We start from the raw sequence: 25,203 nt of genomic DNA on the forward strand, positions 1-25,203 counted from the left end.
GAGCGCCGAGGGGTCGGCGGCGCGGGGCCGGCCGCCTTCCCTCGCCCCCGTGGCGCAGCGCCTCCGCGCGGCACCTCCCCCGGTGGGCGCCGCGGCCGGGCCGCGGCGCGTGCGGCGGTGTCAACTGGGAATCCCTCGTAAGCCCGTCTTCGGGCTCCCCAGTTGACAACTAGCGTCGAGCATACGCATGATCGCCGCACATGTGTCAACCGGACAGTCGATGAGGTTCGATTGGTGGCACGTATAGTTGACGAACTGTGGGGACCACTATGGACAGCACGCCGGAGGATCCCCGGTTCGCGACCATGCAGGGCCGGCTCAACTACCTGTTCGAGACCGTGCGACCCGTCGGCAAGAACCGGTACACCTACCGCGACGTCGCCGAGGCCATCAAGCGCGACCAGAATTTCGAGATCACCGCGGCGTACATCAACTACATCTGCACCGGCAAGCGCGACAACCCCGGCGTGGAACAGGTCCGGGCGCTCGCCACGTTCTTCGGCGTGCCGGCCGCGTTCCTGTTCGGCGAGGGCGACCTCAGCCGGATCACGTCCGAGCTGGAGCAGTTGCGCGCCGTCGTCGCGGCCCGTGAGCAGCAGCAACTCGCCGACGAGGCGATGAGCGACCCGGGCGTGCGGGTGGTCGCCATGAAGGCGCGGGGGCTCTCCCCCTCGCATCTGCAACTTGTTTCCGCCATGCTCGATCAGGTGCGGCAGCTCGAAGGTCTCGACGAATGAGACACCGCGCCACCCGTCCCGCGCCGGGACGGACTGTGGCACCATCGGCACCTGTGGATGCCGTACGGGGTGGACAGCGGTGAAGGCCCGTCAGATCAGGCGGTACGAGCAGCGCCTGCGTGACCTGGACATCACCATTCCCGTGCCCTTCGACGCCCGGACCTTCTGCGCGCACATCGCGGAGCGCCGGGGCCGCCCGATCCACGTCCTGTCGCTGGACACCAGCGCCGCCGCCGCACCGTGCGGGCTGTGGCTGGCGACCGACAAGGCCGACTACATCGCCGTCGACGAGAAGGCGCCGCCGGTCCTGCGCAGCCACATCCTGCTGCACGAGCTGGCGCACATGCTCTGCGACCACACCGGCCGGCTCGAACTGGACACCGCGACGCCGGCCTTCACCATCCTCGACCCCGAGATGGTCAAGCGGGTGCTCGGCCGCACCAGCCGCTACCCGGACGAGCAGGAGCGCGAGGCCGAGGGCCTGGCCAGCGTCTTCATCCGGTTCGCCGCCCAGCGCTCGCCGGTGCCGCGGCCCCGCGGATCGGACGACAGCGCCACCGCGGAGCTCGACCGGGTCAGCGCGGCACTCGCCGCCGACCGGAGCTGGAAGTGAGCGATCCCGTACCGCTGGTCGCGGCGGCGATCGCCTTCCTGGCCCTGGCACCGAAGACGGTCCAGCTCGTCCGGGACCCGCGGAACCCCGCGCTGCGTGCCACCTGCGGCGTGCTCGGGAGCCTCGGCCTGGCCCAGATCGTCGCGTGGCAGCCGAGCTACCACGCGATCGGCCAGCTCACCGGCGTGCCGAACCTGGCCCGCTATCTCATGCACCTGTGCGCGCTCGTCGCGGCGGCCGTCGTCCAGTCGTTGTTCCTGCACCTGAACGACCCGGCCACGGCGCGTACCCGGGCCCGGTGGCGCTGGCTGCTCCTGGCCGTCGTCGCGGTGGTCATGGGCGTCTCCTTCCACCTGGCCGACTTCGCCGTCGAGGACGCCCGCACCTTCGCGGACCGGTACGCGACCGCGCCGTACATGCGCGAGTACATGCTGGGGTTCCTCGCCTACCTCGCCCTCGCGATGGTCGACATCATGCGCATGTCCCTGCGCTACTCCCGCCGCCTGCCCCCGTCCGCGCTGCGGTTCGGCCTGCGCGTGCTGGCCCTCGGCGCGCTCGACGGGCTGCTCTACGTGATCCACAAGACGACCTTCATCCTGGTCGCCGCCCGCGGCGTCGACGTGCCCTGGCCGGAGGCACCGACCGCCCAGTTCCTCATCTCCCTCGGCATCGCCCTGGTGAGCAGCGGCCTGGTCATCCCGTCGGTGGCGAAGGTACTCGTCGCCGCCCGGCAGTGGCCCGGCTCCTACCGCCTGTACCGCGACATGCTGCCGCTCTGGCAGGCGCTGTACGCGCTCGACAACAGCGTCAACCTGAACCCGCCGGGCCGCCGGCCGCCGCTGTCCACCCTGGACATCGAGATGTACCGCCGGATCATCGAGATCCTCGACAGCATCCGCGAGCACAGCGCCTACCTCGACCGGGACGCCAGCGAGGCGGCCTCGCGGGCCGCGCTCGAGGCCGGCCTGCCGCCCGGGGAGGCCCGCGCGATCGGCGACGCGGCCGCGATCGCGGCGATGATCGACTACGTCTCGCGCACCGCGCCGGCGGACCGGGTGCCCGCCGCCGGCGGCGACGCGGACACGCTGGTGCTCGCCGAGGAGCACGACACCGAGGCAGCCCGGCGCCTCGCCGCCATCTCCCGCGCCTTCGCCGGCTCCCCCATCGTGCGGGCCCAGCGCGAGGCCGCCGGGGCGGCCGGCCGATGACCGCCGCGGCGCCCCCCGGGGCCGCGGCCGGCCCGCGGACCGCGGACCGGGTCGCGAGGCTGCTCACCGAGATCCTGTCCCCCGCGGTGCTCGTCGCCACGGTGCTGCTGGCGGTCGCCTGGCACGCCGCCGACACGCCCGGTCAGGCCCTGCTGTGGGGCCTCATCGCGGCGGCGGCGGCCAGCTTCATCCCGATCACGTACATCATCCGCGGCGTACGGCGGGGGCACTGGACCGACAAGCACGTGGGCGTCCGCGAGCAGCGCAAGCTGCCGCTGCTGGTCTGCCTCGTCTCGACGGCGGCGGGCTCGGTGACGCTGGCGGTCGCCGGCGCCCCCCGGGAGCTCCTGGCGCTCATCGCGTGCATGGTGGCGGCCCTGGTGGTCGCCGTCGCCGTGACGCTCGCCGGGCGGTGGAAGATCTCCGTCCACTCCCTGGTGGCGGCCGGCACCGCGATCGCCCTGGTCGTGGTCGGCGGGCCCGCCCTGCTGGCCACCCTGCCGCTGGCCGCCGCGGTGGGGTGGTCCCGGGTCCGGCTGCGCGACCACACCCCCGCGCAGGTCGTCGCGGGCGCGGTCGTCGGGGCGTGCGCGACCGGGCTGCTGTTCCCGGCCCTGGCGTCCTGACCAGGGCCGGGAGCCCGCCTCAGCGCTGCACGAACACCGCCACGGACCGGGCCGGTACGGAGAACGTACCGGTCGCCGCCGCGAACGACGCCGTCCGCAGGGCCGGGTCCGCCGCCGTGCGCTGCACCGGGTGCAGCGCCACGTCCGCCCCGCGCAGGGCGCCGACCCGCTGGGTGGCGGCGGCCGGGGTCGCGTTGAACACGACCGTGACCGACTTCCAGCGCTTGTCCAGGCCGCGCCCGTCGAGCGTCATGGTGAGGACGCCGGGGGTCTCGGCCGTGCCGGAGAGCGGGAACGACAGCCGCTTCTGCACCTCGGCCGCGTCCGGCAGCCCGAAGACCGGCGAGGAGCCGCGGATCTCGAGCAGCTCCCGGTAGGTCGCGTCGGCGAGACCGATCGCGGCGCAGTCCGGCTTCAACGCCGGATCGGCCAGCAACGGCTTCGCGTACGGCCACTTCGCCTCGTTGTCCGCCGCCGGGGGCAGGCCGCGGCCGAAGCCGTTGCCCTTCGCGCAGTCCCACTCGATGCGGTTGAACCAGTCGCCGGAGTTGAACGAGTTGCGGTCCAGCGACTTGGAGCGGAGCCGCTCGCTGCCGGCCGTCACGAACCCGGGTCCCTGTCCGAGCGCGGTGGTGGCCAGGGCCAGGGCCTGCATCCGGGCCCGGTCGGTGGCCGGCGTCGACTGCGGCAGCTTGTACGCGAGCGCGTCGTACAGGATCTCGTTGTCGTGCGCGTCCACGTACGTGATCGCCTCGACCGGGCGGGCGTTGTAGCCCGCCGGCGAGCCGTTGTAGTCGATCTGCGCGCCGGACCTGACCGTGCCGTCGGAGGCGGTGAACGTGTACTTCGCGAGGTTGCCGCTCAGCCCCACCTTGATCAGGTCCTGGTAGTGCAGCAGCCGGGCCCGCTGCTCGGCGGCGGTGCCGTTGACCGGGTCGCCGTTCGGCGCGGTGAACAGCCCCGAACCGAAGCCCTGCACGCGCGGGTTGTCGTCGAACGGGCCGCCGCCGCGGACCGCGTCGCGCAGCCGGTCGTTGAACGTGCCGATGCCCGTACCGGCCAGGTTCGCCTGGGTGGCCTGGACGAAGCGCGCGTTGCCGGCCACCTCGCCGAAGTCCCAGCCCTCGCCGTACACGTAGATCTTCTTGCCGTCGACGCCGTCGCGCGCGACGGTGAGCTTGTCGAGGGCGGCCCGGACGGCCAGGATGTTCGCCTTCGGGTGGTGGCCCATCAGGTCGAACCGGAAACCGTCCACCTTGTACGCCTTGGCCCAGGTGACCACGGAGTCCACGACCAGCTTGCCCATCATCGCGTTCTCCGGCGCGGTGTTGGCGCAGCAGGTCGAGTTCGCGACCGAGCCGTCCTCCAGCAGCCGCTGGTAGTAACCGGGCACGATCTGGTCGAGCACCGAGTGCGGATCGGTGCCGGCGGCGGAGGTGTGGTTGTAGACGACGTCCATCACCACGCGCAGGCCGGTGCCGTTGAGGCCGGCGACCATCTGCCGGAATTCCCTCGTCCGGGCCGCGCCCTCGGGGTTCGTGGCGTAGCCGCCCTCCGGCGTCGTGTAGTGCAGCGGGTCGTAGCCCCAGTTGTAGCCGTCGGCGTCGGCCACCGCCGCGACGCACTTCTGCTGCTCGGCGGAGTCCGGCGGCAGCGCCGCGAGGTCGCAGGCCGGCTGCTTCTGGTCGGCGCGCCGCTCCGGGATGGTGGCGAAGTCGAAGACCGGGAGCAGGTGGACGTACGTGGTCCCGGCCCGTGCGAGCTGCCCGAGCTGCTTCATCCCGGCCGAGCCCGGGTCGGTGAACGCGGCGTAGGTGCCCTGCGCGGAGAAGTCGCGTACGGACAGCTCCGAGATCTGGATCTTTCCGGGCGCGGGCTTGCGCAGCCGGTCCCATCCGGCCGGGGCCAGCGCCGGGTCGGCCAGGTCGGCGATCTGGCTGTGCGTGGAGTTCGCCGACAGCGCCACCGAGTACGGGTCCGTCACGCTCGCCGTGACCACCTTGCGCGCGACGGGCTGCCACGCGGTGACCCGGTAGCGGTAGAACTTGCCCTTCCAGTCCTTCGCCCCCGCCACCGACCAGACGCCGGTCCGCGAGTCGCGCACCATCGCCACGTCGCGGGCGGCGCCGCCCGGGGTGTCGGACAGCTCGAGCCGCACCGACTGCGCGGTCGGCGCCCACACCGCCAGCCGGGGCCGTCCGCCGTCGAACGTGGGCCCGAGCCGCGCGCCCGTGGCGGCGGCGTAGACGTCGTCGAGCACGCCGGCCGTCTGCACGCCGGTCGCGGAGAGCAATGTGCCCTGCGCGTCGCGCTCGGTGACCGCCACCTGTCCCCGCACGATGTCCCGCACGTCGGTGCCGCGGGGCAGGGTGAACGCGCCGTACTGCCACAGGTGCGGGAACTTCTGCCGCTGCGCCTCGGTCAGGCCGTTGCGCTGGGCCCTCAACCGGACGCTGTGCCGCGGCGCGGCCGGGTCGAGGCCGCCGCCGGGCGCCCAGATCAGGTCGTAGACGCGGCCGTCGGTGCCCGCACCGACCGGTTCCAGGGTGCTGCCGGTGCCCGTCTTCCAGGCGATCGTCGAGCGGTCCAGCCACACCGCCGCCGACTTCGTCAGGTCGACCGTGCCGCCGGCGCCGGCCCTGCGCACCACGGGCAGCAGCCGATCGGGTACGCCGGCCAGCAGCCACACCTCCCGCCCGGCCGACGCGAAGTCGAGCCGCTGATCCGCGGGCAGGTCCTTGGTGTCGCCGTTGTGGAGGATGTAGTTCAGCCCGGTGGCCCCGGCGGCGAGCGGCACCCGGAAGGTCGCGCCGAAGGAGTCGACAGAGGCCGGTGCCAGCGGCGCGGACCATTCGGTCGGGTTCGCGGCGCCGTCCCACACGTGCAGGCCCCAGCCGGTGTAGTCACCCGCGGCACGGCGATAGTGGATGACCGCCGTGTCCTGGTCCTGCGTCACCGGCGGCGGCTCGGTGCCGACCGCCGCGTCGCCCTGCTTCAGCCAGACCTCGGGGTGCACCGTCGGGTCCAGGAACCGGTCGGCGGCGACGTCCTTGGTGCCGTTCTTGTCGACCACGATGAAGCCCACGTTCTTGGCACCGGGCTTCAACTTCACCCAGGCGAAGCGACCGTACGCGTCCACGCCCGCGAACGGCTGCCCGGCCGGCCAGGTGGTCTGCGCCGACTCGTCGATGTCGCCGAAGGCGTACAGCCCCCAGTCGTCGTAGTCGCCGTCCGGCCGCTGGTAGTGCACCACCGCGTAGTCCGGTCCCGCGGTCACCACCGGGGTGCCGACCCTGATGCCGCCGGTCGTCGACGCCGTACGCCCCTTGCTGTCCCGCACGGTGGCCCGGTACGTCACCGGCGTGGCCCCGGCGAGCCCGGTCAGGTCGTGGTAGACCCGGTACGGCGCGGTGTCCGCCGTCCCCAGGGTCCGCCACTGCCCGTCGCCCACCTTCGCCTCGAACCGCACGGTCGCCAGCGGGTCACCGGTCACGGCGGCCGTCAGCTCCGTGCGCGTGGGCACGAACGCCCCCGCCTCCGGCGAGGTGATCCGCACGCCGGGCGCCGCGGCGGGCGGGGGGATGGCCCGGCCGGCCCGGTACGCCACCGCCGACAGCGCCGGGACGGTGATCGTCAGCTTGCCGTCGGCGCCGGAGGTCAGGCCGCCCGCGCCGCCGTAGATGCCCTGGAACGGCGAGCCCGGCGTCCAGGTCTCGACGGTGACGGTCTGCGCGGTGGTCGCGTTGTTGACGGCGATCACGTACTCCTGGCGCTTCGCCCGGTCGATGCGGGACGCGGCGAAGATCCCGGGGCCGTCCGCGGCGTACCGGGTGACCTGCGAGCCGTCGCGCAGGGCCGGGTGGGCCTTGCGCAGCGCCCCGAGCGACGCGATGGTCCGGTAGACCGGGTGCTGCGTCTCGTAGTTCGCCTGGGCGTGGGTGCGGTCGGTGCCGAGCAGGTCGTCGTCGAGGTAGTCGGGCGTACGGCTGGCGAACATGTCCTGGCGGGCGTCCTTGTCGCCGCCGGGGCCGGTGAAGCCCTGCTCGTCGCCGGAGTAGATCACCGGCTGGCCGCGGGTGAGGAACATCAGCTCGTGGGCCAGCTGGTCGCGGCGCAGGTGGGTGGCCGGGTCGGTGCCGCCCCCGGCGATGAACGAGCCGATCCGGCCCATGTCGTGGTTGCCCAGGAACGTCGGCAGCCGGTCCGCCGAGGTGTCGTCGGTGGTGTACAGGTCGTCCTTGGCGTACAGGTCGGAGAGCGCCTTCGCGGAGCCGCCGTCCGCGGTGAACTTCTTCGCGGCGTCCTGGAAGGAGAAGTCGAGCGTGGCAGGCAGCCCGCCGCGGCGCACGTACGTGGACTCGATCTCCTGGTCGGCGCTGTAGACCTCGCCGAACATGAAGAACCCGGGCTTGCCGGCGTTACGCGCGGCGACCTCGATGCCGGCCGAGAACTGCGGCCAGAAGTCCAGGTTGGAGTGCTTCACCGTGTCGAGGCGGTAGCCGTCGATGCCGGTGTCCCTGATCCAGTCCGCGTAGATCTTCGTCATGCCGCGGACCACCTCGGGGCGCTCGGTCCAGAGGTCGTCGAGGCCGAAGAAGTCGCCGTACTCGCTGTTCTCGCCGACGAACGTCGTGTCGCCGCGGTTGTGGTACATCAGCGGGTCGTTGAGCCAGCGCGGCACCTTGACGTCGCTGTCCTTCGCGTCGACGACCGGCGTGTACGGGAACGACTTCGCGTTCACGGCCGGGAAGGCACGGGTGCCGTCGGCGTAGTTGCGGTCCTCGAAGGTGCGTCCCTGGGCGTCCCGGTACGGCTTCGTGGCCTTGTCGACGTACGCGTACTTGTCCTCCGCGTACTTGATCACGTCGGCGGTGTGGTTGACGATGATGTCGAGATAGATCTTCATGCCGCGCTTGTGTGCGAGCCCGACCAGCCGCTTGAGGTCGGCGTTCGTGCCGAAGTGCGGGTCGACCTGGGTGAAGTCGGTGATCCAGTAGCCGTGATAGCCGGCCGAGACGTCGGAGCCGCTGCCCTGCACGGGCCGGTTCTTGAAGACGGGCGCCAGCCAGATCGCCGTGGTGCCCATTCCCTGGATGTAGTCCAGCCGGTCGATGACGCCCTTGAGGTCGCCGCCGTGGTAGAAGCCCTTGTCGGCCGGGTCGTAACCGGTCGAGAGCCGGTCGCCGGGGAGGCCGCCGCGGTCGTTGCGCGGGTCGCCGTTGGCGAAGCGGTCCGGCAGGACGAAGTAGAACTGCTCGTTGGCCGTGGCGCTGCCGGGCCGGTCGAAGCCCCAGTCGCCGCCGGGCGGGGCGGCCTGGGCGGGCGCGGGAACCCACCCGCCGAGTACGAGCAGGACAGCGAGCAGCAGCCTGCTCAACCGGGAGATCTCCACATCGAGGCCTTCCTATCGGCGGGGACGACGCACGCTAACCCCCGCCGCACTCCCATGCAAGAGTTTGCAAGGTCTGTCGTGTCATTACATCGCATCGTGCAAGAAACGCTGCGGACATCTCCGGCGGAGGGTGGATGATCAGGCACATGAGTGAATATGACGTCATTGTGCTGGGCGCGGGGCCGGTCGGCGAGAACGTGGCCGACCGGGTCGTACGGGGCGGCCTCAGCGCGGTCCTCGTCGAACACGAGCTCGTCGGCGGCGAGTGCTCGTACTGGGCGTGCATGCCGTCGAAGGCCCTGCTGCGCCCGGCCCAGGCCCTGCGCGCCGCGCGGCACGTGGCCGGCGCCGCCCAGGCCGTCACCGGCGAACTGGACGTCGCCGCGGTCCTCGCCCGGCGCGACTCGTTCACCAGCGGCTGGAAGGACGACGGCCAGGTCGAGTGGGTCCGCGGCGCCGGCATCGACCTGGTCCGCGGGCACGGCCGGCTCAGCGGCGTACGACAGGTCACCGTGGACACCGCCGACGGCACCGCGACCGTCCTCACCGCCCGGCACGCGGTCGTCGTGGCCACCGGCTCCGACGCGCTCATCCCGGACACCGAAGGGCTGCGCGACGCCCGGCCGTGGACCAGCCGCGAGGCGACCAGCGCCGAACGGGTCCCGGCCGGCCTCGCGATCATCGGCGGCGGCGTGGTCGCGACCGAGATGGCATCCGCGTACGCGAGCCTCGGCAGCACCGTCACCCTCGTGGCCCGCGGCGGCCTGCTCCGCGGGATGGAACCGTTCGCCGGGGACCTCGTCGCCGCCGGGCTGCGCGACCAGGGCGCCACGGTGCTGCTGGACACCGCGGTGAGCCGGGTGACCCGCACGGACGCCGGCGTCGAGGTGCACACCGGCGACGGCACGGTGATCACCGCCGAGGAGGTCCTGGTCGCGACCGGACGGACGCCGCGGACCACCGGCATCGGCCTGGAGACGGTCGGCCTCGCCGCCGGGGAGTGGCTGACCACCGACGACACCCTGCGCGTCCCCGGCCACGACTGGCTGTACGCCGCCGGCGACGTCAACCACCGGGCGCTCCTCACCCACCAGGGCAAGTACCAGGCACGGGCGGCCGGCGACGTCATCGTGGCCCGGGCCACCGGGGCGCCGGTCGCGGACCAGCCCTGGGGCCGGCACGTGGCGACCGCCGACCACGCGGCCGTGCCGCAGGTCGTCTTCACCGACCCGGAGGTCGCCTCGGTCGGGCTCACCGAACGCGCCGCCCGGGCGGCCGGGCACGACATCCGGGTCGTGGACTACGAGATCGGCAACGTGGCGGGCGCGAGCGTGCGCCAGGACGGGTACGCCGGCACCGCCCGCATGATCGTCGACGAGCGCCGCCGGGTGCTGCTCGGCGTGACGTTCGCCGGCCCCGACGTCAGCGACCTCCTCCAGGCCGCCACGATCGCCGTGGTCGGCGAGGTGCCGATCGAGCGGCTGTGGCACGCGGTGCCGGCGTACCCGACGGTCAGCGAGATCTGGTTGCGCCTGCTGGAGGCGTACGGAAGATAATCATTGGCCCTGCTCGGCCTCGACCCGCTGGTTCCACTCCCGCTTGCCGGCCTGCCAGCCGTCCTCGTCGAGGCCGAGCCGCCAGTACCCGGAGATCGACAGCCGGGCGGGCGGCACCTGCCTCTCCACCCGCAGCAGCCGGCGCAGCTCCTTGACGAACGTGGCCTCGCCGTGGACGAACGCCTGCACGTCCCCGGCGGGCCACTCCAGCCCGCGCACGGCCTCCACCAGCGCCGCACCGACCGGCCGGTCGCCGCGGTGCAGCCAGGTGACGTCGCCGTCCAGCTTCTGCTCCTCGGCCGCGCCGGCGACCTCGACGAAGGCGTGCACCCGCGCACCGGCCGGCATCCGCTCCAGCGCGACGGCGATCGCGGGCAGCGCACTCTCGTCCCCGGCGAGCAGATGCCACCCCGCGGCCGGGTCGGGCGCATACCCCCCGCCGGGCCCCATGAACCGCACCGGATCCCCGGGCCGCGCGGCCACCGCCCACGGCCCGGCGATCCCCTCGTCCCCGTGCACGACGAAGTCCAGCCACAACTCGGGAACCACAGGATCCCAATGCCGCACCGTGTACGTCCGCACGACCGGCCACGCCTCCCGCGGCATCGTCTCGCGGATCGACCCCATGTCGAACGGCTCGGGATATGCTACCCCCGGCTGCGGGAAGATCACCTTGACGTAGTGGTCGGTGAACTCCCCGGCCCGCAGATCCCGCAGCCCGTCACCCCCCACCACGATCCGCACCATGTGCGGAGTGAGCCGCTCCACCCGGGAGACGACACCGGTACGAGCGGGCCGCGCTGGTCTGTTCGGCATGCGGGTAAGGCTACCCTCAGCCATCCACCGCGTTCGCCCCTCGGCTTGTGGCTACGGTGAGCGGCATGGTGCGGGACGTGTGGGAGAAGGGTGAGGCGTACGAGGCGTACGTCGGGCGCTGGAGCCGGCGGGTCGCCGGGCCGTTCGTGGCGTGGCTCGGCCTGCCGCCGGGCGGGCGGTGGCTCGACGTGGGCTGCGGCACCGGCGCCCTGAGCGCCGCGGCGCGGGAGGCCGGCGCGGGACTGGTGGTCGGCGCCGATCCGTCCGCCGGCTTCCTCCGGGCCGGCTCGGGCCCGCGGATCGCCGCCGACGCACGGGCCCTGCCGCTGGCCGGCGGGACCTTCGACGCCGTGATCAGCGGGCTCGCCCTCAACTTCGTACCCGACCCCGGCCGGGCCGCCGCGGAGTTCGCCCGGGTCGCGACCCCGGGCGGCACGGTCGCCGCGTACGTCTGGGACTACGCCGACGGCATGCGCATGATGCGCTTCTTCTGGGACGCCGCCGCCGAGGCCGACCCGGGCGGCGCCGCCGACGAGGCCGCCCGCTTCCCCCTGTGCCGCCCCGAACCACTGGCGGCGCTGTGGCGGGCGGCGGGCCTCGCGCACGTCACCGTGCGGCCGATCGAGATCCCCACGGTCTTCCCGGACTTCGCCGACTACTGGGACCCGTTCCTCGGCGGCCAGGGCGCGGCCCCGGCCTACCTGATGTCCCTGCCTCCCACCCGCCGCGACGCCATCCGCCACCTGCTGAAGAACCGCCTGCCCGCCGCCCCGGACGGCTCGATCCACCTCACGGCCCGCGCCTGGGCGGTCCGCGGCACCACTACCGGCTGAGTAGGCTATCCGGCGCGCCGACCTGCGGTTTCGGTCAACGCCTTTCGATCTGCGGCGGGTCGGACTTTCGATCTGCGGCGGGTTGGACTTTCGATCCGCGGGGCGGGGCGCGGTGGCCCGGGTGGGGACCGCCGCGCCGCGCACGCTCTCTGTCAGACGGTGAGGAGGGCGTAGAAGCCGCCGACCACCGGGCGGGCCTGGAAGCCCTGCTGGCGGCCCGTCAGGACGTCGTACCAGTCGGTGATCGGGACGCGCTGGTTCGTGGTGGTGGCGAAGTGGTGGAGGCCGTCGATCAGGAGGTCGCGGAGGTCGTGGTGGTCCTTGAGCCACGCCGCCGTCCACATCTCCCAGTCGGCCTTCGTGTAGCCGTGGCGCAGGTCGAGGGGGACGCCCTCGGTGGCGGCGCGGGTCAGGTACCAGGCTGCCTCGCGGGCCGCCACGGACGGCGGGATCAGGCCGAGGCCGAGGAGCCTGTCGGCGTAGCCGTTGTACTTGAGGCTCCACGTGCCGTCGAGGTCGTACGCGAGCTTGAGGTGTTCGCCGGACGGGTCGGTGGCCATCCGTTCCCAGTCGGCGATGTACCGGCGGGCGGTGGCCAGGTAGGTCGTCGTGCGGCCGGCGTACCCGGCGATCCTGCTCATCGCGCCCAGGCCGACGATGCCCTTCAGCGCGAGGTTGACGCTGTGCGCGATGAAGCCCGTGAAGTCGTCGGTCTGATTCTGCAGGTCCGGGTCCAGCGCGTGCTCGACCAGGTAGTCGGCCCACTGCTGGAAGATCGGATAGTGCTTGATCGCGTACGCCTGCCGCTCCGCCGCCGGGACGCGGGCCAGGTACGCCGCCGCCATGATCAGCATGTTGGCCGATTCCTCGACCGGCATGTCCTCCTCGCCGGTGCCCGAGAGGTGCCCGTCCGCGTTCGGGTAGTGCGCGCCGAGGTCGTGCGGGGCGAACTCGTGCGGGTAGCCGCGCTTCTCCACGTAGTCGAGCACCGGCGCGAGCAGCAGCCCGAGGTACTGCGGGTCGGCGTACAGGAAGACCGGCATGGCGGGGTAGGTCACGTCGACCGTCTGCATGTTGCCGTTGCTGGAGATCTCCTTGAGGAACGCCCACGGCTCGCCGTCGTTGTCCACAAGGTCGGTCGCCGCGTACGCCTGCCGGAACGCGAGGGCGCACAGCGCCGCGTATCTCGGCCCCCCGGCCCGGGTCGCGTCCCGTTCGATCCTCGCGTCGAGTCTCGCGCCGCGGGCGACCGCCGCGCCGTGGTCGGCGTGGAAGGCGGCGACCATCTCCGGCCAGCCCGGCCAGTATTTCTTCCACAGCGGGGGCAGTTGCCGGCCGAGGTAGCTGACCACGGGCTCGCGGACGTGCCCGATGCTGAGCACGAACGGCGCGCTGCGGTCGCGGCCGACCGTGCCGAGGTCCTGGTGGAACGCGAACACCGGCCACCGGTCGTTGATCGGGCGCGGCTTCTGCGGGTCGACGGTGCCGGGCAGGCTGCCGCGGGCCGCGAACTGTCCCCGCACCTCGCCGTCGGGCCCGATCTGCCAGGTCAGGCCGGGGCGGACCGGGGCGGACAGCACGACGGTGCCCCATTCGGCGCTGTCGCCGGACTCGGCGAGCACCCGCGGCTCGCTCTGCGTGAAGCTGAGGCTGACCACGCCGCCGGTGGTGCGCTGGTCCCAGGTGATCGGGCGCCGCGCGTCGCCCGACGCCCACTCCCCCGACACGTCGGCGTACACGCCGACCCGGTGCGCGGCGCCGTCGAGGCTGCGGGCGCTGACGCTCACGTAGCTCAGCGGCTGCGACTGCCGGCGCAGGTCGCCGGGCGTGACCGGGGACAGGAACGTGACGGTGAGCTCCACTCCGGCCCGTTCCAGCACGAACTCGGACTTCGTCGCGGTGACGGTCAGCGAGGTCTGCCGGAGGCTGGGGAACGGGTAGGGCCCCGGCGCCGACGGCGAGCCCAGGAAGAGGAACGGTTCGCCGTCGATGACGGCGAGACCGGTCATGGCGGTGGTCCGGCCGGTCCAGAACGAGGGCCAGCTTCCGGGCAGGTTGTCGGCGGCCAGCCAGGTGCTCAGGTACGGCGAGCGCACCGCCAGCGGCACGGCGGGCGGCCGGAGGTCCCCGGCCCCGGGCGAGGGGTGCGCGGCCCCTGGCGAGGCGTGCGCGGCCCCGGGCGAGGCGTGCGCGACGCCGTCCGGCGCGAGCGCCCCGGCCGCGATCCCCGCCACACCGACCTGAAACAACCGACGTCGCTCCATGAAGCACCCCGTTTCGCGCACGTTGCGAACACAAGTCAACGGGATCAAACTAGACCGGACACGGCGGCGTGCGCTAGAGACAAACGTCGATGCGACCGAGGTCCGCGATGGACAGCAGCAGGTGGTAGGACTCGGGATGCCAGATGTCCGAGTGGGCGCCCTGGGCGGCCCGGGGGCCGTCCCGGAACCGCCACGTCGCGTCCACAGTGGTGAGCCGCGCGAAGTCGCCGGCCCGGTAATCCTCGGTCAGCGGCCGCAGCGCCACGACCGGTGCCCCCTCGGCCCCGGCGGCCCCGATCCCGGGCACCCCCTCGATGCGCCGGTGCCAGGCCGACAGGGCCGTGTCGTGGCCGCTCATCGTCACCACCACCGGGCCCGAGATCGGCGCCTCGCCGTCGACCAGCGCGGTGAAGTGATCCCGGAACGCGCGGGGCGGCGCGGCCATCTGGAAGACGACGAGGCTGTCCGCGGTGAACGGGTGCCGCGACGGCCACCGCCGGCCCATCACCGGCGGCTCCGGCGGGTCGGCCGCCCACGTGACGGCCTCGCCGAGCATCCGGCCGCCGAACGAGTGCGCGACGCCGTGCAGGTACTGCCCGCCGGCCGTGGCCAGGACGTCGGGGCCGCCCGGCCGGGCCCGGCCCGCGTCCAGGTACCCGAGCAGCATGCCGATCACGTGCGCGGCGTGGCCGGTCGAGGTCATGGCGTGCGCCCGGTCGCGGATCCGGCGGTAGCCCCCGGGCAGCGGCGCGCTGGTGGAGGGCCAGTGCACGGCGACCACGTGGGGCACGTACGGGTCGAGGTGCGGATAGCAGCCGGGCGCCCGCCGGTGACCGTCGAGCAGTCCGCGCAGCAGCGCCCCGGCAGTGCCGAAGGCCTTCTCCCGGTCCGTCTGCCAGCCGTGCACGTACACGTAGATGTCGGTGGTGTCCTCCGGGACGTCGACCAGGTCGGGCAGGCGCAGGCCCAGGTCCTCCTCGGGCACCCGGCGGCCGTGGTGGAGCAGGGTGCCGTCCTCGTCGAGCACGATCCCGTCGATGCGGCCGGGTTCCTCATCCGGTGACATCCGGTCCCTCCGGGCAGAGATGGCTGTCGGTGCCGTGGTAGACGCTGAAGGTCAGCCCGAGCGGGTTGTCGAAGCGCTCGGCGAAGTGCACGGCCACCGCGTGGACCGCCTCGCCGACGGTCGCCCGGTGGCCGAGGACCTGGCCCAGCAGCCGCGCGGCGAAGCTCCGGGCGAACGCCGTCGGGATGTTCACGTACGGTCCCACCAGGCAGTTCGCGCCCTGGTTCAGCAACGTACGGCTGAAGTGGTGCGGCGACGCCTCCAGCCCCGCCGACCGGCAGGCGGTGATGAACACCAGCGGGTTGGCGGTGAGCCCGGAGCCCCGCAGCCAGATGTCGAAGTTGGTCGTGGACACCGCCGCCCCGGGCAGCCGCAGCTTCGCCGAGCCGTTGCCGTCGGGCACGCAGTGGCAGGAGAAGTACATGACGTGGTAGCGCCGCGCCGGGCCCCGCAGCTCGTCCTCCAGCTCCCTGCTGGAGGCGTTCTGCCGCAGGTCGGTGTGCGCCCGCAGCATCCGCAGCGCTGGCTCCGCGACGTTGTGCCCGCGCCGGGTGGCCAGCTCGGGGTCCACGAAGGACCCGGCGAGCGGGCGTACGGCGTAGCGCGTGTGCGGGGCACTGCGGGCGGGCCCGTTGAAGCAGTGCTCGATGACGTGCCGGAGGCCCCAGAAGCCCGACCGGTCGACCGGCGCGTCCCCGGACAGGTCGTCCGCGGGATCGGGCGGCACGTAGAGCATCGCCCACGGCACCACCACCTCGTCCGAGTGCACGCAGATGACCTGATGGTCGGCGCGCAGCGCGTCGGCGAGCCGGTCGCCGATCCACTTCAGCTCGTCGTCCTGCCCGTGGAACAGCAGCTTGAACAGGTCGTGGCCGGCGCGGGCCAGGGAGCGCCACACCGCCTCGCGGTCGGCCGTGGCGGTGCGGGCGAGCAGATTCACGTGCTCCGCGTACGGATAACCGCCGTCCCGCCGCCGCCTGATCACCGACCCGTCCCACTGCTCGTGCAGGTAGGCCACCCAGTCGTCGACCGCGGCCCGGGGCACCTGCACCCGGCCGAGCCACCGCTCGCTGCCGTCCTCGGGCATCGCCGAGCCCTGGATGCGCAGCTCGTAGCTGCTGTCGGTGGCGACGAAGTCGATGAACAGCGTGCGGGCCCGGCGCGGGCAGGCCGGCGGCGGGGCGGTCAGCCCCGCGCTGTTGTCGACCACGACGCGCAGCGGCTCGGTCACGAGGGGGCGTCCTCGAGCGCGGGTCCGGTCACCTCGCGGGGGCGGGCCTCGACGTGATGCAGCAGCGTGCCGTCGTCGGCGTCGTAGACGAGGAAGCCGAGCACCAGCCGGCCCGGCGCCGCCGGCGTGACCGCGAAGCTCAGCGGGGCGAGCGGCGCCCAGGCGTCGAGGCGGGCCGTCCGCTCCGGCGGGTTCACGTCCGCGCCCGGGGCCACCAGCACGACCCGCACGTAGCGGGCGCCCACCGGGTACCGGTCCGGGTCCAGCCCCGGCGGCCCGACGGAGTACGTCACGTCCAGCACCCGGCCGGCCGCGGGTTCGCCGTGGAGCCGTACGGCGGGCTCCCGCCCGGCGGCGCCGGGCACGGGCGGCGGCGCGGCGGTGCCGAGGACCATCCGGCTGGTGCGCTCGTCGCCGTGCGCCAGCAGGAGCGCGGCGGCCGCGCGCAGGTCCAGGTCGCCCTCGCCGCGGAGACCCTGCTCGGTGAGCAGGTCGCCGCGGGCCCAGCTCAGCGCCGCGTACACGGTCGACAGCGGGTGCGACACGACCGGGTCGAGCCTCGCGAACCCGCTCAGGGCGAGGGCCAGCTGCTTCTCGGCGTCCTTGGGGCGGTGCAGCCGGACCAGGGCGCGCACGAGCAGGCAGCGGGCCCGGACCACGCCGACCCGGTTGCCCAGCCGCTCGTAGCCGTGCAACGCCTCCGCCGCCCGCCGCAGCGCGCGGCGCAGGGTGTGGCCGGCGTCCACCGGCGCGCCGTAGCGGTGCTCGTCGAGCCGCAGGTCGGCCATCCGCGCCAGCAGATCGCAGCTCAGCGCGACGTCGTCGGCATAGCGGTGGCGCAGCCGGCGCAGGCGGTCGGAGGCGCGCTTGTACGCACCGCCGTGCCGCTCGGACTCCGCCATCGCCGACTCGAACCACAGGTACAGCTCGTCGTCGGCGCCGGCGTACCCGTCCCCGGTCAGGCTCCCCGGCTCGATGTGGGCCCGCATCAGCGCGATCAGGCGACGCAGCCGCGGCTCCCCGCCCGCCGGGACGAGCCGCTCGGCGCGGGTCAGCTCGAACGCCGCCTCCCGGTACATGCCGGCCCGCAGGTGGGCGGCGGCGAGCCGGCGGTGGGTGTCGCACTCGATCCCGGGCGCGGCCCGTTCGTGCGGGTCGCTGCGCGGGCGGCGGCGTACGGCGGCCAGCGGCCGGAGGTGGTTCGCGGTCAGCGCCGCGCGGTGGAAGTCGTCGTACGCCGGCGAGTACGACTCCCGCCGGGCCAGGTGGTCGGCGCGGGCCAGCAGCACCTCGGCCTGTGCCCGCCGGGCGGCGCTGCGGTGCCGCAGCTGCGCCGCCGCGTCGAGCCCGAGCGCGAAGGTCCTCGTCAGGTCGTCCGCCGGAGCCCCCTCGGGCACGCACTCGCCGAGCCGGGCGGCCACCCGCCAGCAGAGGCTCCAGTGCTCCCGGCGGTGCGCCGCCGACACGCAGCGGATCAGGTTGCGGGACTCGGCGCGTACCCAGCCCTGCGGCAGGGCGCCGATGTCGCGCGGCAGCGACGAACCGGCCGGGAACCAGCGGCGGGGCAGGCGCGGCCCGCTCTCCCGGCGGTAGAGGTCGTCCCCGGCGGCCAGGATCAGGTCCACCGCCTCCAGGTAGGCGTCGTCGAGGCGGCCCAGCGCGGGCCCGGTCAGGCTCTCGTCCTCGCCGCGGCGGTGCTCGGCGAAGATCCGGACGACCGGGTGGAAGCGGTAGCGGTCCAGGCCGGTGACGTCGTCGCGGCCGGCCGGTTCCAGCAGTTGCCGCTCGGCGAGCCGGCCGATGAGCTTCTCCGCCTCCAGGTGGTTGAGCCGCTGCTCGTCGCCGACCAGCGGGACCAGCACCCACGGCACGAAGCTGGCCGAGTCCACGAGGGAGAGCAGCCGGAAGGCCAGTTGCTCGTCGCCGGACAGGCGGTCGTACTCGGTGTCGATCCGCTCCTCGACTCCCCGGCCGTTGTTGCTCAGCAACGCCTCCAGCGCCGCCCGGTCGCGCAGCCGCCGGGCCACCCCGGCCAGCGGCTCGGCCCGCTGGGCGACCAGGTCACCGACCGCGCTGATGGCGAGCGGCAGCCGGCCGAGGGTGTTGACGATCTCGACGGCCGACTCGTAGTCGTACCCGGTGTCACCGGTGCCGGCCGGTTCCGGGGAGATCATCGCCAGCAGCATCTCCAGCGCGCCCTCGACCTCGGGCAGCACCAGCCGGTACGGCTTGATGCCCAGCGCCGGCGCCAGGTCCCGGCGGCTGGTGACGATGACGGCACAGCCCCTCGCCGCGGGCAGCAGGCGGGTGACCTGCTGGTGGTCGCGGGCCGCGTCGAGCACCACCAGGATCTCCTTGCCGGCCGTGGCGGACCGGAACAGCGCCGCGCGTTCCAGCGTCGGCCCCGGGATCTCGTCCTTGGGTACGCCCAGCGCCATGAGGAAGCGGTTCAGGACGTCCGCCTCGGCCCGGATGCTGCCGGCGTTGCCCAGGTTGGCGAAGAGCGCCCCGTCGGGGAAGTGCACGGACAGCTGCCGGGCCAGCTCGTGGGCCAGCACGGACTTGCCGACGCCGGGCATGCCGTGCACGGCCAGGATGATCGCGCCGTCCGCCGCGTCCGGCGCGCGCAGCGCCTCGAACCGCCCGAGCAGCTCCTGCAGCTCGTGCCGGCGGCCGGCGAACGTGACCAGCGACGTGGGGCGCCCGCTGAGCCGTACCGAGATCGCCGGGGACCGCGGCGTCCGGCCCCGCTCGGCGTCGGCGCTCTCCTCGCCGCGGGTACCGCGCTGCCGTGCGAGGTGCCGGACCACCGCGAGATGCGCGAGGGCGAGCAGGCCGGCGACGAACGCGGACCACCCCCAGCGGAGCCCGAGCGCGGCCGCCAGGGTCACCCCGGCGGCGACCGCCAGCGCCCTCGTCATCGCTTCTCCCGGGCGCGCAGCGAGGCCCGGACGACCCGGGCCCGGTCGTCGGCGCCGATGGCGGCGAAGAGGTCGTGGGCGTCCTGGAGCAGCTCCGCCGCCGCGTCGGAGCGCCCGGCGCCGTCCAGCGCCCGCGCGAGGTATTCCGCCGTCACCGCCTCGATCCAGGTGTCGTCGCAGTACCGGAAGCCGGCCAGCGCCTCGCCGAGCAGGGCACCGGCCCGGCGGTGCTCGTCGCGGGCGAGGGCCACCCGGCCGAGCAGGAGCCGGCAGTGCGCGGCGCCGTAGCGGTGGCGCATCTCCCCGAACTCCTCGAGGGCGCGACCGGCGAGCAGGTTCACCTCGTCGTCCGCCCGCGCCTCCGCACGGCAGTAGCCCTGCTGGTAGGTCAGCCACACCGCCCACAGCCGCTGCCCGGTCCGCCGGGCCTGCCGCTCGCCGTCGGCCGCCTCGCGCTGGGCGTCGCCCGGCCGGTCCAGGTTGACCAGCACCCAGCTGCGGGCGTACGCGATGCCGGCCCACTGGTCCTGGTGCTCGTTGCTCAGCTCCGCCGCCCCGTCGAGCAGTTGCAGGCCGCGCTGCGGTTCGGGGCCGAGCGCCGCGACGATGGCGGCCTCCTGCAGCCGGCGTACCTCCTCGACCGGGTCGGACAGGTCGACGTTGAGCCGGCGCGCCGCCTCCAGGTCGGCGCCGGCGCCCTCCAGGTCCCGGCGGCGGCGCCGGATCCGCGCCCGGATCCGCAGGGCCCGCAGCCGCGCCGGGGGGAAGCCGGAGGCCAGCGGGTCGACGACCAGGTCGTCGTGCTCCTCCAGGCCGCCCAGCTCGGCGTGCAGCTCGGCGAGCATCGTGGTCGCCTCGGCCTCGGCGGCGCCGGCGTTCTTGTCCCGGGCCAGCGAGACCTGGTCCCGCGCGTCCTTGAAGGCCCGCGAGATGCGGCCCTGCTCGAACGTGCGGTTGAGCTGCTCGAAGATCTCTCCGCCGGCGTGCGCCGCGGGCTGCCGGCGCCGGCTGCGGCGGACCTGCAACGCCGTACGCCGGGCACTGCGTTCCTGCTCGGTGAGCGTACGGCCGGCGAGCTGCTGGGCGTAGAGCTCGACCCGTTCCAGGGGCCGGAACAGCTGCACGCCGACGGCGTCGGGGCTGTGCCGCTCGAGCAGCCCGGCGTCGGTGAGCCGGTCGCACAGCCGCCACGCCTCGCGCTCCTGCGACTCCTCGGTCTCGCGGGCGCTGCGCAGGTCGCCGGCCATCAGGGCGGCCAGCTCCCACGGCGCGAACCGGTGCCCGGGGCGCCCGAACAGCCCCACCGCCATCAGCGCCCGCTGCTCCTTCTTGGTCAGCATGGCGTGGCTCAGGTCCAGCGCCGTGTCGCCGGTCGGCGGGTGGCCGCCGGTGCCCGCGCGCATCCGGTCGTGGGCGACCGCCAGCCGGATGTTCGGCCGGTTCGCCAGCGCCATGCCGACGAGCTGCACGGCGAGCGGGCGGCAGCGCGCGGCGGCGACGATCCGCTGGGCGAAGGCCGGTTCGGCGCGCACCCGGCCGGGCCCGATGATCGCCCCCAGCATCTCCACCGCCGCGGGCAGCTCCAGCTGGTGCAGGACGAACTCGCGGGTCGCCGGCAGGCCGCCCAGCTCCGTACGGGTGGTGACGACGACCGCGCACCACGGGCTCGCGGGCAGCAGGGCACGCAGGTGGCGCGCCCGGCGTACGTCGTCGAACACGATCAGCAGCTCGTTGTCGCGGCCGAGGCGGGAGAACAGCCGGCGGTACTGCGACCGCTGCTGCCACGGCCAGAACGGCAGCGCGTCGCCGGTGCTCAGGGCGGCGATGATCCGCTGGCGGACGTGCCGCACGATGCGCTTGTCGGCCGGGTCGAACCGGAAGAAGAGCTCCCCACCCGGGAACTCGCGGGCGACGTCGTGCGCCACGTGCAGCGCGAAGGCCGTCTTGCCGATGCCCGGCTCGCCCGCGACCACGGCCAGCCGGCGGCTCCTGCCGTCGGCGGCGGTGAGGTGCGCGGCGAGGCTGGTGGCGTACGCGGACCGTCCGATCAGGTTGGTCGGCGGGGGCGGCAGATTGGACGGTGGCAGCCGGCCGCGCTCGCCGCGCAGCCGCGGGCGGGGCACCCAGGTGCCGAGGCCGGAGGTGCCGACGGTGCACAGCGCCAGGGTGCCGGTGAGCCACCACGGGAACCGGTCGAGCAGGACGGCGGCGACCAGGGCCGCGGCGAAGGGCGCGGCCGCGAACGCGACCAGCCGACCTGCGCCTGCGTCCACGGGGCACTCCCTACGCCGGGTAGAGCCATCATGACGCAGCGATGCTCATCAGGCCACTCAGCGTCACTCTCCCGACGGGACGGCCAGCGCCACGGTCAGCAGGAGCAGCCACTGCGGGTCCTTGAGGCGGTCGCCGTACAGCTCGCGCAGGCGCGACATGCGGTAGCGGACCGTCTGCGGGTGCACGAACAGCTCCGCCGCCACGTCCTCGCGGCGGCCCTGGTGCAGCAGCCAGCTGCGCAGGGTCTCGACCAGCTTCGCCGCGGTCGCGTCGCGCTCCTCGGCCAGCGGCGCCAGCGCCCGTTCGCGCAGGTCCGCCAGGGCCGGCGGGTCCGCGGTCACGACCAGGGCCAGCAGGTGCTCCTCGGTGTCGACGGCCGCCGGGCCGGTCCCGCCGGCGCCGAGCCGGTCCACCCGGATCGCCCGGGTCACCGACTCCCGGGTCCGCAGCCACGGGCGCGCCGGGCCGACCACCGCGCCCCGGCCGGCCAGCACCCGCAGCAGGTGCGCCCGCGACGGCCCGTGCGCGTCGGGCACCAGCAGCACCGAGGTCTCCGGCAGGTCGGGGGCCGCCTCGGCGACCTCGAGGGTGCGCGGGTCGAGCAGGTCCGCGACCGGCCGGACGGCGTGCCCGGGCACCAGGACCGCGGTCAGGCTCTGCGGTGGTGCCCATTCCGCGCGCTCCGCCGCGGCGATGACCACGTCGGCCGGCTCGCCGGTGGCCAGGGCCTGGGCGAGCAGCTCCAGCTGGCGGCGGCGGGCCCGGCCGGAGGAGGCCAGCTCGTCCGCGTGCCCGGCCACGCTGGCCGCCGACAGCTCGTCGATGTACGCGAACACCAGCTCGGCGAAGCGGGCGATGGTGTGCGCGGGCTGGCCGGTGGCGACGCTGATCGCGGCGAGCTCGCGCCAGGCCACCCGGGCGCCGACCCGGTACGCCGCCAGCAGCGCGTCCAGGCTGCGGCCGGAGCGGGCCTCGCCGCGGCCCAGGGCGTACGCGGCCTCGATCGCCGGGCCCAGCGGCGCACCGGGGTCCGGCGCCGAGCGGGAGACCAGGTGCAGGAACGCGCCGAGGGCCGCCCGGACCGCCCGCTCGATCTTGGCGCCCAGCTCCCCCGCGAACGCCTCCGCGTACGCCGGGACCGTGGCCGTGATGGCGGCGATCGTCTGCACCGCGACGTCGGGCAGCCGCTGGCGCAGCGGCGCGACGATGTCCTCGGAAAGCCGGAAATCATTCACCCCGGACAGCGCCTCGTCCATGTCCACCCCGCGTTTGACGGCCAATACTTGTACCCAGCGAACAATAACGCCCGGGGGATTCACTTCGACAGGTCAGGCATTCGTTCTCCCGACACAGCACCCTTGAATGATGGCAGTCACGCAGACCCTGCGGTCGGGGGCCTGGCGAGTCGTCGAACTGATCACGACACCGCTCGTCCCCGCCGACTATCTCGACGCGGTCGCCCCGCTCCGCAATCCGACGGTGCTGCGGGCCCGGATCGCCGGGGTCCGGCCGGAGACCGCGAACAGCGTCACGCTGACCCTGCGGCCGGGGCGCGGGTGGCGCCCGTTCACCCCCGGGCAGTACGTGCGGCTCGGCGTGGACGTCGACGGCGTCCGGCTCTGGCGCTCGTACTCGGTGACCAGCGCGCCCCGCCGCGACGACCACCGGTTCACCGTCACCGTCAACCGGATACCCGGCGGCGCGGTCAGCACCCACCTCGTACGGCACGCGCGGGCCGGGCAGATCCTCCACCTCGACGTGCCGGCGGGCGAGTTCACCCTGCCCGCCACGGCGCCGGCGAAGGCGCTCTTCGTCACCGCGGGCAGCGGCATCACCCCGGTCATGGGCATGCTGCGCAGCCGCCTGTCCGAGCTGGCCGACGTCGTCGTCGTGCACTCCGCGCGCACCCCCGCGGACGTGGTCTTCGGCGCCGACCTGCGCGAGCTCGCCGCCCGGGGCCACCTGCGCCTGATCGAGCGGCACACCGGCACCGACGGCCGGATCAAGCCCGCCGACCTCGACGAGCTGGTGCCCGACCTGTTCGAGCGGGAGACGTGGGCGTGCGGCCCGAACGAGCTGCTCGACGACCTCGAGGAGCACTGGGAGCAGGCCGGCGAGCGGGCGCGGCTGCGCACCGAGCGGTTCCGGCCGACCGTGATCCCCGACGGCGCCGGGGGCGGGGACGTGACCTTCACCCGTACCGGAAAAACGGTCGTGGCCGGCGGCGGGCAACCGCTGCTGGACGCCGGCGAGGCCGCGGGGGTGCTGATGCCCTCGGGCTGCCGCATGGGCATCTGCTTCAAGTGCGTGCTGCCGCTGCGCGAGGGCGCCGTGCGTGACCTGCGCGACGGCTCCCTCACCGTCGCCGAGCCCGGCGACACCATCGCCGTCCAGACCTGCATCAACGCCGCCGCCGGCCCCTGCCGCATCGATCTGTAAGGAACCACCGTGACCACACTGCAGCGCAAGAACGTCAACCCGATCGCGCACCTGACCCCCGAGGACATCGAGCAGATCGGCATCGAGCTCGACGCGATCCGCGACGAGATCGTGGAGAGCCGCGGCGAGCGCGACGCGAAGTACATCCGGCGGGTCATCGCCGTGCAGCGGCGCCTGGAGCTGAGCAGCCGCGCGGTCCTGCTGTTCTCGCTGTTCCCGCCGGCGTGGCTGGTGGGCACGGCCGGGCTGTCGGTGGCCAAGATCCTGGAGAACATGGAGATCGGCCACAACATCATGCACGGCCAGTGGGACTGGATGCGCGACCCGAAGATCCACTCCACCGCGTGGGAGTGGGACAACGCGTCGCCGTCCGAGCAGTGGAAGCACTCGCACAACGAGCTGCACCACACGTACACGAACGTGGTCGGCCGCGACAACGACCTCGGCTACGGCATCATGCGCGTCGACGAGGACCAGCCGTGGCACCCGGTCTACCTGGGCCAGCCGCTGTGGAACTTCGTCAACGCCTGCTTCTTCGAGTACGGCATCGCCGCGTACGACCTGGAGCTGGGCCGCAACCTCAAGACGAAGAAGCGCCGCCGCTCGCCGGAATTCCGGGCCCGCCTGAAGGAGGTCCGCAAGAAGATCGGCAAGCAGGTGCTCAAGGACTACATCCTGCACCCGGCGCTGTCCGGCCCGTCGTTCCTGCACACGATCGCCGCCAACGCCACCGCCAACCTGGTCCGCAACCTGTGGACCCACTCGGTCATCATGTGCGGCCACTTCCCGAACGGCGTCGAGACCTTCGAGCGCACCTCGATCGAGGGCGAGACCCGCGGCGAGTGGTACCTGCGCCAGATGCTGGGCTCGGCGAACATCAGCGGCAGCAAGCTGATGCACATCATGACCGGCAACCTGTCGCACCAGATCGAGCACCACCTCTTCCCCGACCTGCCGAGCAACCGCTACGCGGAGATCGCCCCCCGGGTGCGGGCCCTGTTCGACAAGTACGACCTGCGCTACACCACCGGCCCGCTGCCGAAGCAGGTCGCCTCGGCGTGGGCCAAGGTGTTCCGGCTGTCGCTGCCCAACCGCGGCCCGGCGTCCGTACGCCCGCCCCGCAAGGTGATCGACCCGGCGGCCGAGCCGGTGGCCCGCTGGCAGCGCGCGCAGCCCAAGCCCGCCGGCTCCTGAGCCCGGCACGGCCGGCGCGGGGCGTACTAGGCT

The 25,203-nt window shown here is 73.8% G+C and carries 16 protein-coding genes; 8 read left to right on the forward strand and 8 right to left on the reverse strand.

Annotation, left to right across the window (positions count from 1 at the left end):
- Nucleotides 1-269: 269 nt before the first annotated feature.
- From CLV70_RS24310 to CLV70_RS24325, 4 genes are all read left to right on the forward strand, one after another.
- A complete protein-coding gene (locus CLV70_RS24310) occupies nt 270-737 on the forward strand; it encodes a helix-turn-helix domain-containing protein (RefSeq protein ID WP_106128901.1) in 468 nt (155 codons plus the stop codon).
- Nucleotides 738-816: 79 nt separating this feature from the next.
- Nucleotides 817-1,350 carry a hypothetical protein gene (locus tag CLV70_RS24315; protein ID WP_106128902.1) on the forward strand — a complete coding sequence of 178 codons (534 nt, stop codon included), beginning with the start codon at nt 817-819 and terminating at the stop codon, nt 1,348-1,350.
- On the forward strand, nt 1,347-2,558 hold the full coding sequence (locus tag CLV70_RS24320) for an MAB_1171c family putative transporter (RefSeq protein WP_106128903.1): 1,212 nt from the start codon (nt 1,347-1,349) through the stop codon (nt 2,556-2,558). The genes CLV70_RS24315 and CLV70_RS24320 overlap by 4 nt, the downstream gene beginning before the upstream one ends.
- Nucleotides 2,555-3,184, forward strand: coding sequence for a phosphoesterase PA-phosphatase (locus tag CLV70_RS24325; protein ID WP_106128904.1), 630 nt, complete (start codon nt 2,555-2,557; stop codon nt 3,182-3,184). The genes CLV70_RS24320 and CLV70_RS24325 overlap by 4 nt, the downstream gene beginning before the upstream one ends.
- A gap of 19 nt (nt 3,185-3,203) precedes the next feature.
- Here CLV70_RS24325 and pulA read toward each other — a convergent pair whose 3' ends face one another.
- Nucleotides 3,204-8,570, reverse strand: a complete 5,367-nt coding sequence (gene pulA, locus CLV70_RS24330) for a pullulanase-type alpha-1,6-glucosidase (protein ID WP_425440216.1) — start codon at nt 8,568-8,570, stop codon at nt 3,204-3,206.
- A gap of 152 nt (nt 8,571-8,722) precedes the next feature.
- On the opposite strand from pulA, the gene CLV70_RS24335 reads away from it, so the two are divergent.
- Nucleotides 8,723-10,132, forward strand: a complete 1,410-nt coding sequence (locus tag CLV70_RS24335) for a dihydrolipoyl dehydrogenase family protein (RefSeq protein WP_106128905.1) — start codon at nt 8,723-8,725, stop codon at nt 10,130-10,132.
- Here the strand turns inward: CLV70_RS24335 and CLV70_RS24340 are convergent, their stop codons facing one another.
- The gene (locus CLV70_RS24340) at nt 10,133-10,948 is read right to left on the reverse strand and encodes a siderophore-interacting protein (protein ID WP_106128906.1); all 816 of its coding nucleotides are present in this window, start codon (nt 10,946-10,948) and stop codon (nt 10,133-10,135) included.
- A 65-nt stretch (nt 10,949-11,013) separates the two neighbouring features.
- Between CLV70_RS24340 and CLV70_RS24345 the strand changes: the two genes are divergently transcribed.
- Nucleotides 11,014-11,781 carry a class I SAM-dependent methyltransferase gene (locus CLV70_RS24345; protein ID WP_106128907.1) on the forward strand — a complete coding sequence of 256 codons (768 nt, stop codon included), beginning with the start codon at nt 11,014-11,016 and terminating at the stop codon, nt 11,779-11,781.
- 152 nt (nt 11,782-11,933) lie between these two features.
- Here the strand turns inward: CLV70_RS24345 and CLV70_RS24350 are convergent, their stop codons facing one another.
- From CLV70_RS24350 to CLV70_RS24375, 6 genes are all read right to left on the reverse strand, one after another.
- Entirely contained in the window at nt 11,934-14,045 is a 2,112-nt protein-coding gene (locus tag CLV70_RS24350) for a glutaminase family protein (protein WP_106128908.1), read from the reverse strand.
- 73 nt (nt 14,046-14,118) lie between these two features.
- Nucleotides 14,119-15,111 (reverse strand): hypothetical protein, encoded by a 993-nt coding sequence (locus CLV70_RS24355; protein ID WP_106128909.1) that lies wholly within the window; start codon nt 15,109-15,111, stop codon nt 14,119-14,121.
- Nucleotides 15,098-16,342: a CHAT domain-containing protein gene (locus CLV70_RS24360; protein WP_106128910.1), complete on the reverse strand. Its 1,245-nt coding sequence runs from the start codon at nt 16,340-16,342 to the stop codon at nt 15,098-15,100. The genes CLV70_RS24355 and CLV70_RS24360 overlap by 14 nt, the downstream gene beginning before the upstream one ends.
- Nucleotides 16,339-19,263 carry an NB-ARC domain-containing protein gene (locus CLV70_RS24365; RefSeq protein WP_106128911.1) on the reverse strand — a complete coding sequence of 975 codons (2,925 nt, stop codon included), beginning with the start codon at nt 19,261-19,263 and terminating at the stop codon, nt 16,339-16,341. The genes CLV70_RS24360 and CLV70_RS24365 overlap by 4 nt, the downstream gene beginning before the upstream one ends.
- Entirely contained in the window at nt 19,260-21,536 is a 2,277-nt protein-coding gene (locus CLV70_RS41790; RefSeq protein ID WP_106128912.1) for an AAA family ATPase, read from the reverse strand. Before CLV70_RS41790 ends, CLV70_RS24365 begins: the two co-directional genes overlap by 4 nt.
- Nucleotides 21,537-21,599: 63 nt before the next feature.
- Nucleotides 21,600-22,793 carry an RsbRD N-terminal domain-containing protein gene (locus tag CLV70_RS24375; protein WP_106129050.1) on the reverse strand — a complete coding sequence of 398 codons (1,194 nt, stop codon included), beginning with the start codon at nt 22,791-22,793 and terminating at the stop codon, nt 21,600-21,602.
- 109 nt (nt 22,794-22,902) lie between these two features.
- Between CLV70_RS24375 and CLV70_RS24380 the strand changes: the two genes are divergently transcribed.
- Nucleotides 22,903-23,976, forward strand: coding sequence for a ferredoxin reductase (locus CLV70_RS24380; protein WP_106129051.1), 1,074 nt, complete (start codon nt 22,903-22,905; stop codon nt 23,974-23,976).
- Between the two features lie 9 nt (nt 23,977-23,985).
- Nucleotides 23,986-25,170, forward strand: a complete 1,185-nt coding sequence (locus tag CLV70_RS24385) for a fatty acid desaturase family protein (RefSeq protein ID WP_106128913.1) — start codon at nt 23,986-23,988, stop codon at nt 25,168-25,170.
- Nucleotides 25,171-25,203 lie beyond the last annotated feature (33 nt).

This window comes from Pseudosporangium ferrugineum (assembly GCF_003002065.1).
Classification (GTDB): domain Bacteria; phylum Actinomycetota; class Actinomycetes; order Mycobacteriales; family Micromonosporaceae; genus Actinoplanes; species Actinoplanes ferrugineus_A.

What these genes read in the sequence shown, in the direction of transcription:
- CLV70_RS24310 (WP_106128901.1), top strand. Translation starts at nt 270, where the DNA reads ATGGACAGCACGCCGGAGGATCCCCGGTTCGCGACCATGCAGGGCCGG.
- CLV70_RS24325 (WP_106128904.1), top strand. Translation starts at nt 2,555, where the DNA reads ATGACCGCCGCGGCGCCCCCCGGGGCCGCGGCCGGCCCGCGGACCGCG.
- CLV70_RS24335 (WP_106128905.1), top strand. Translation starts at nt 8,723, where the DNA reads ATGAGTGAATATGACGTCATTGTGCTGGGCGCGGGGCCGGTCGGCGAG.
- CLV70_RS24340 (WP_106128906.1), bottom strand. Translation starts at nt 10,948, where the DNA reads ATGCCGAACAGACCAGCGCGGCCCGCTCGTACCGGTGTCGTCTCCCGG.
- CLV70_RS24345 (WP_106128907.1), top strand. Translation starts at nt 11,014, where the DNA reads ATGGTGCGGGACGTGTGGGAGAAGGGTGAGGCGTACGAGGCGTACGTC.
- CLV70_RS24350 (WP_106128908.1), bottom strand. Translation starts at nt 14,045, where the DNA reads ATGGAGCGACGTCGGTTGTTTCAGGTCGGTGTGGCGGGGATCGCGGCC.
- CLV70_RS24355 (WP_106128909.1), bottom strand. Translation starts at nt 15,111, where the DNA reads ATGTCACCGGATGAGGAACCCGGCCGCATCGACGGGATCGTGCTCGAC.
- CLV70_RS24365 (WP_106128911.1), bottom strand. Translation starts at nt 19,263, where the DNA reads ATGACGAGGGCGCTGGCGGTCGCCGCCGGGGTGACCCTGGCGGCCGCG.
- CLV70_RS24375 (WP_106129050.1), bottom strand. Translation starts at nt 22,793, where the DNA reads ATGGACGAGGCGCTGTCCGGGGTGAATGATTTCCGGCTTTCCGAGGAC.
- CLV70_RS24380 (WP_106129051.1), top strand. Translation starts at nt 22,903, where the DNA reads ATGGCAGTCACGCAGACCCTGCGGTCGGGGGCCTGGCGAGTCGTCGAA.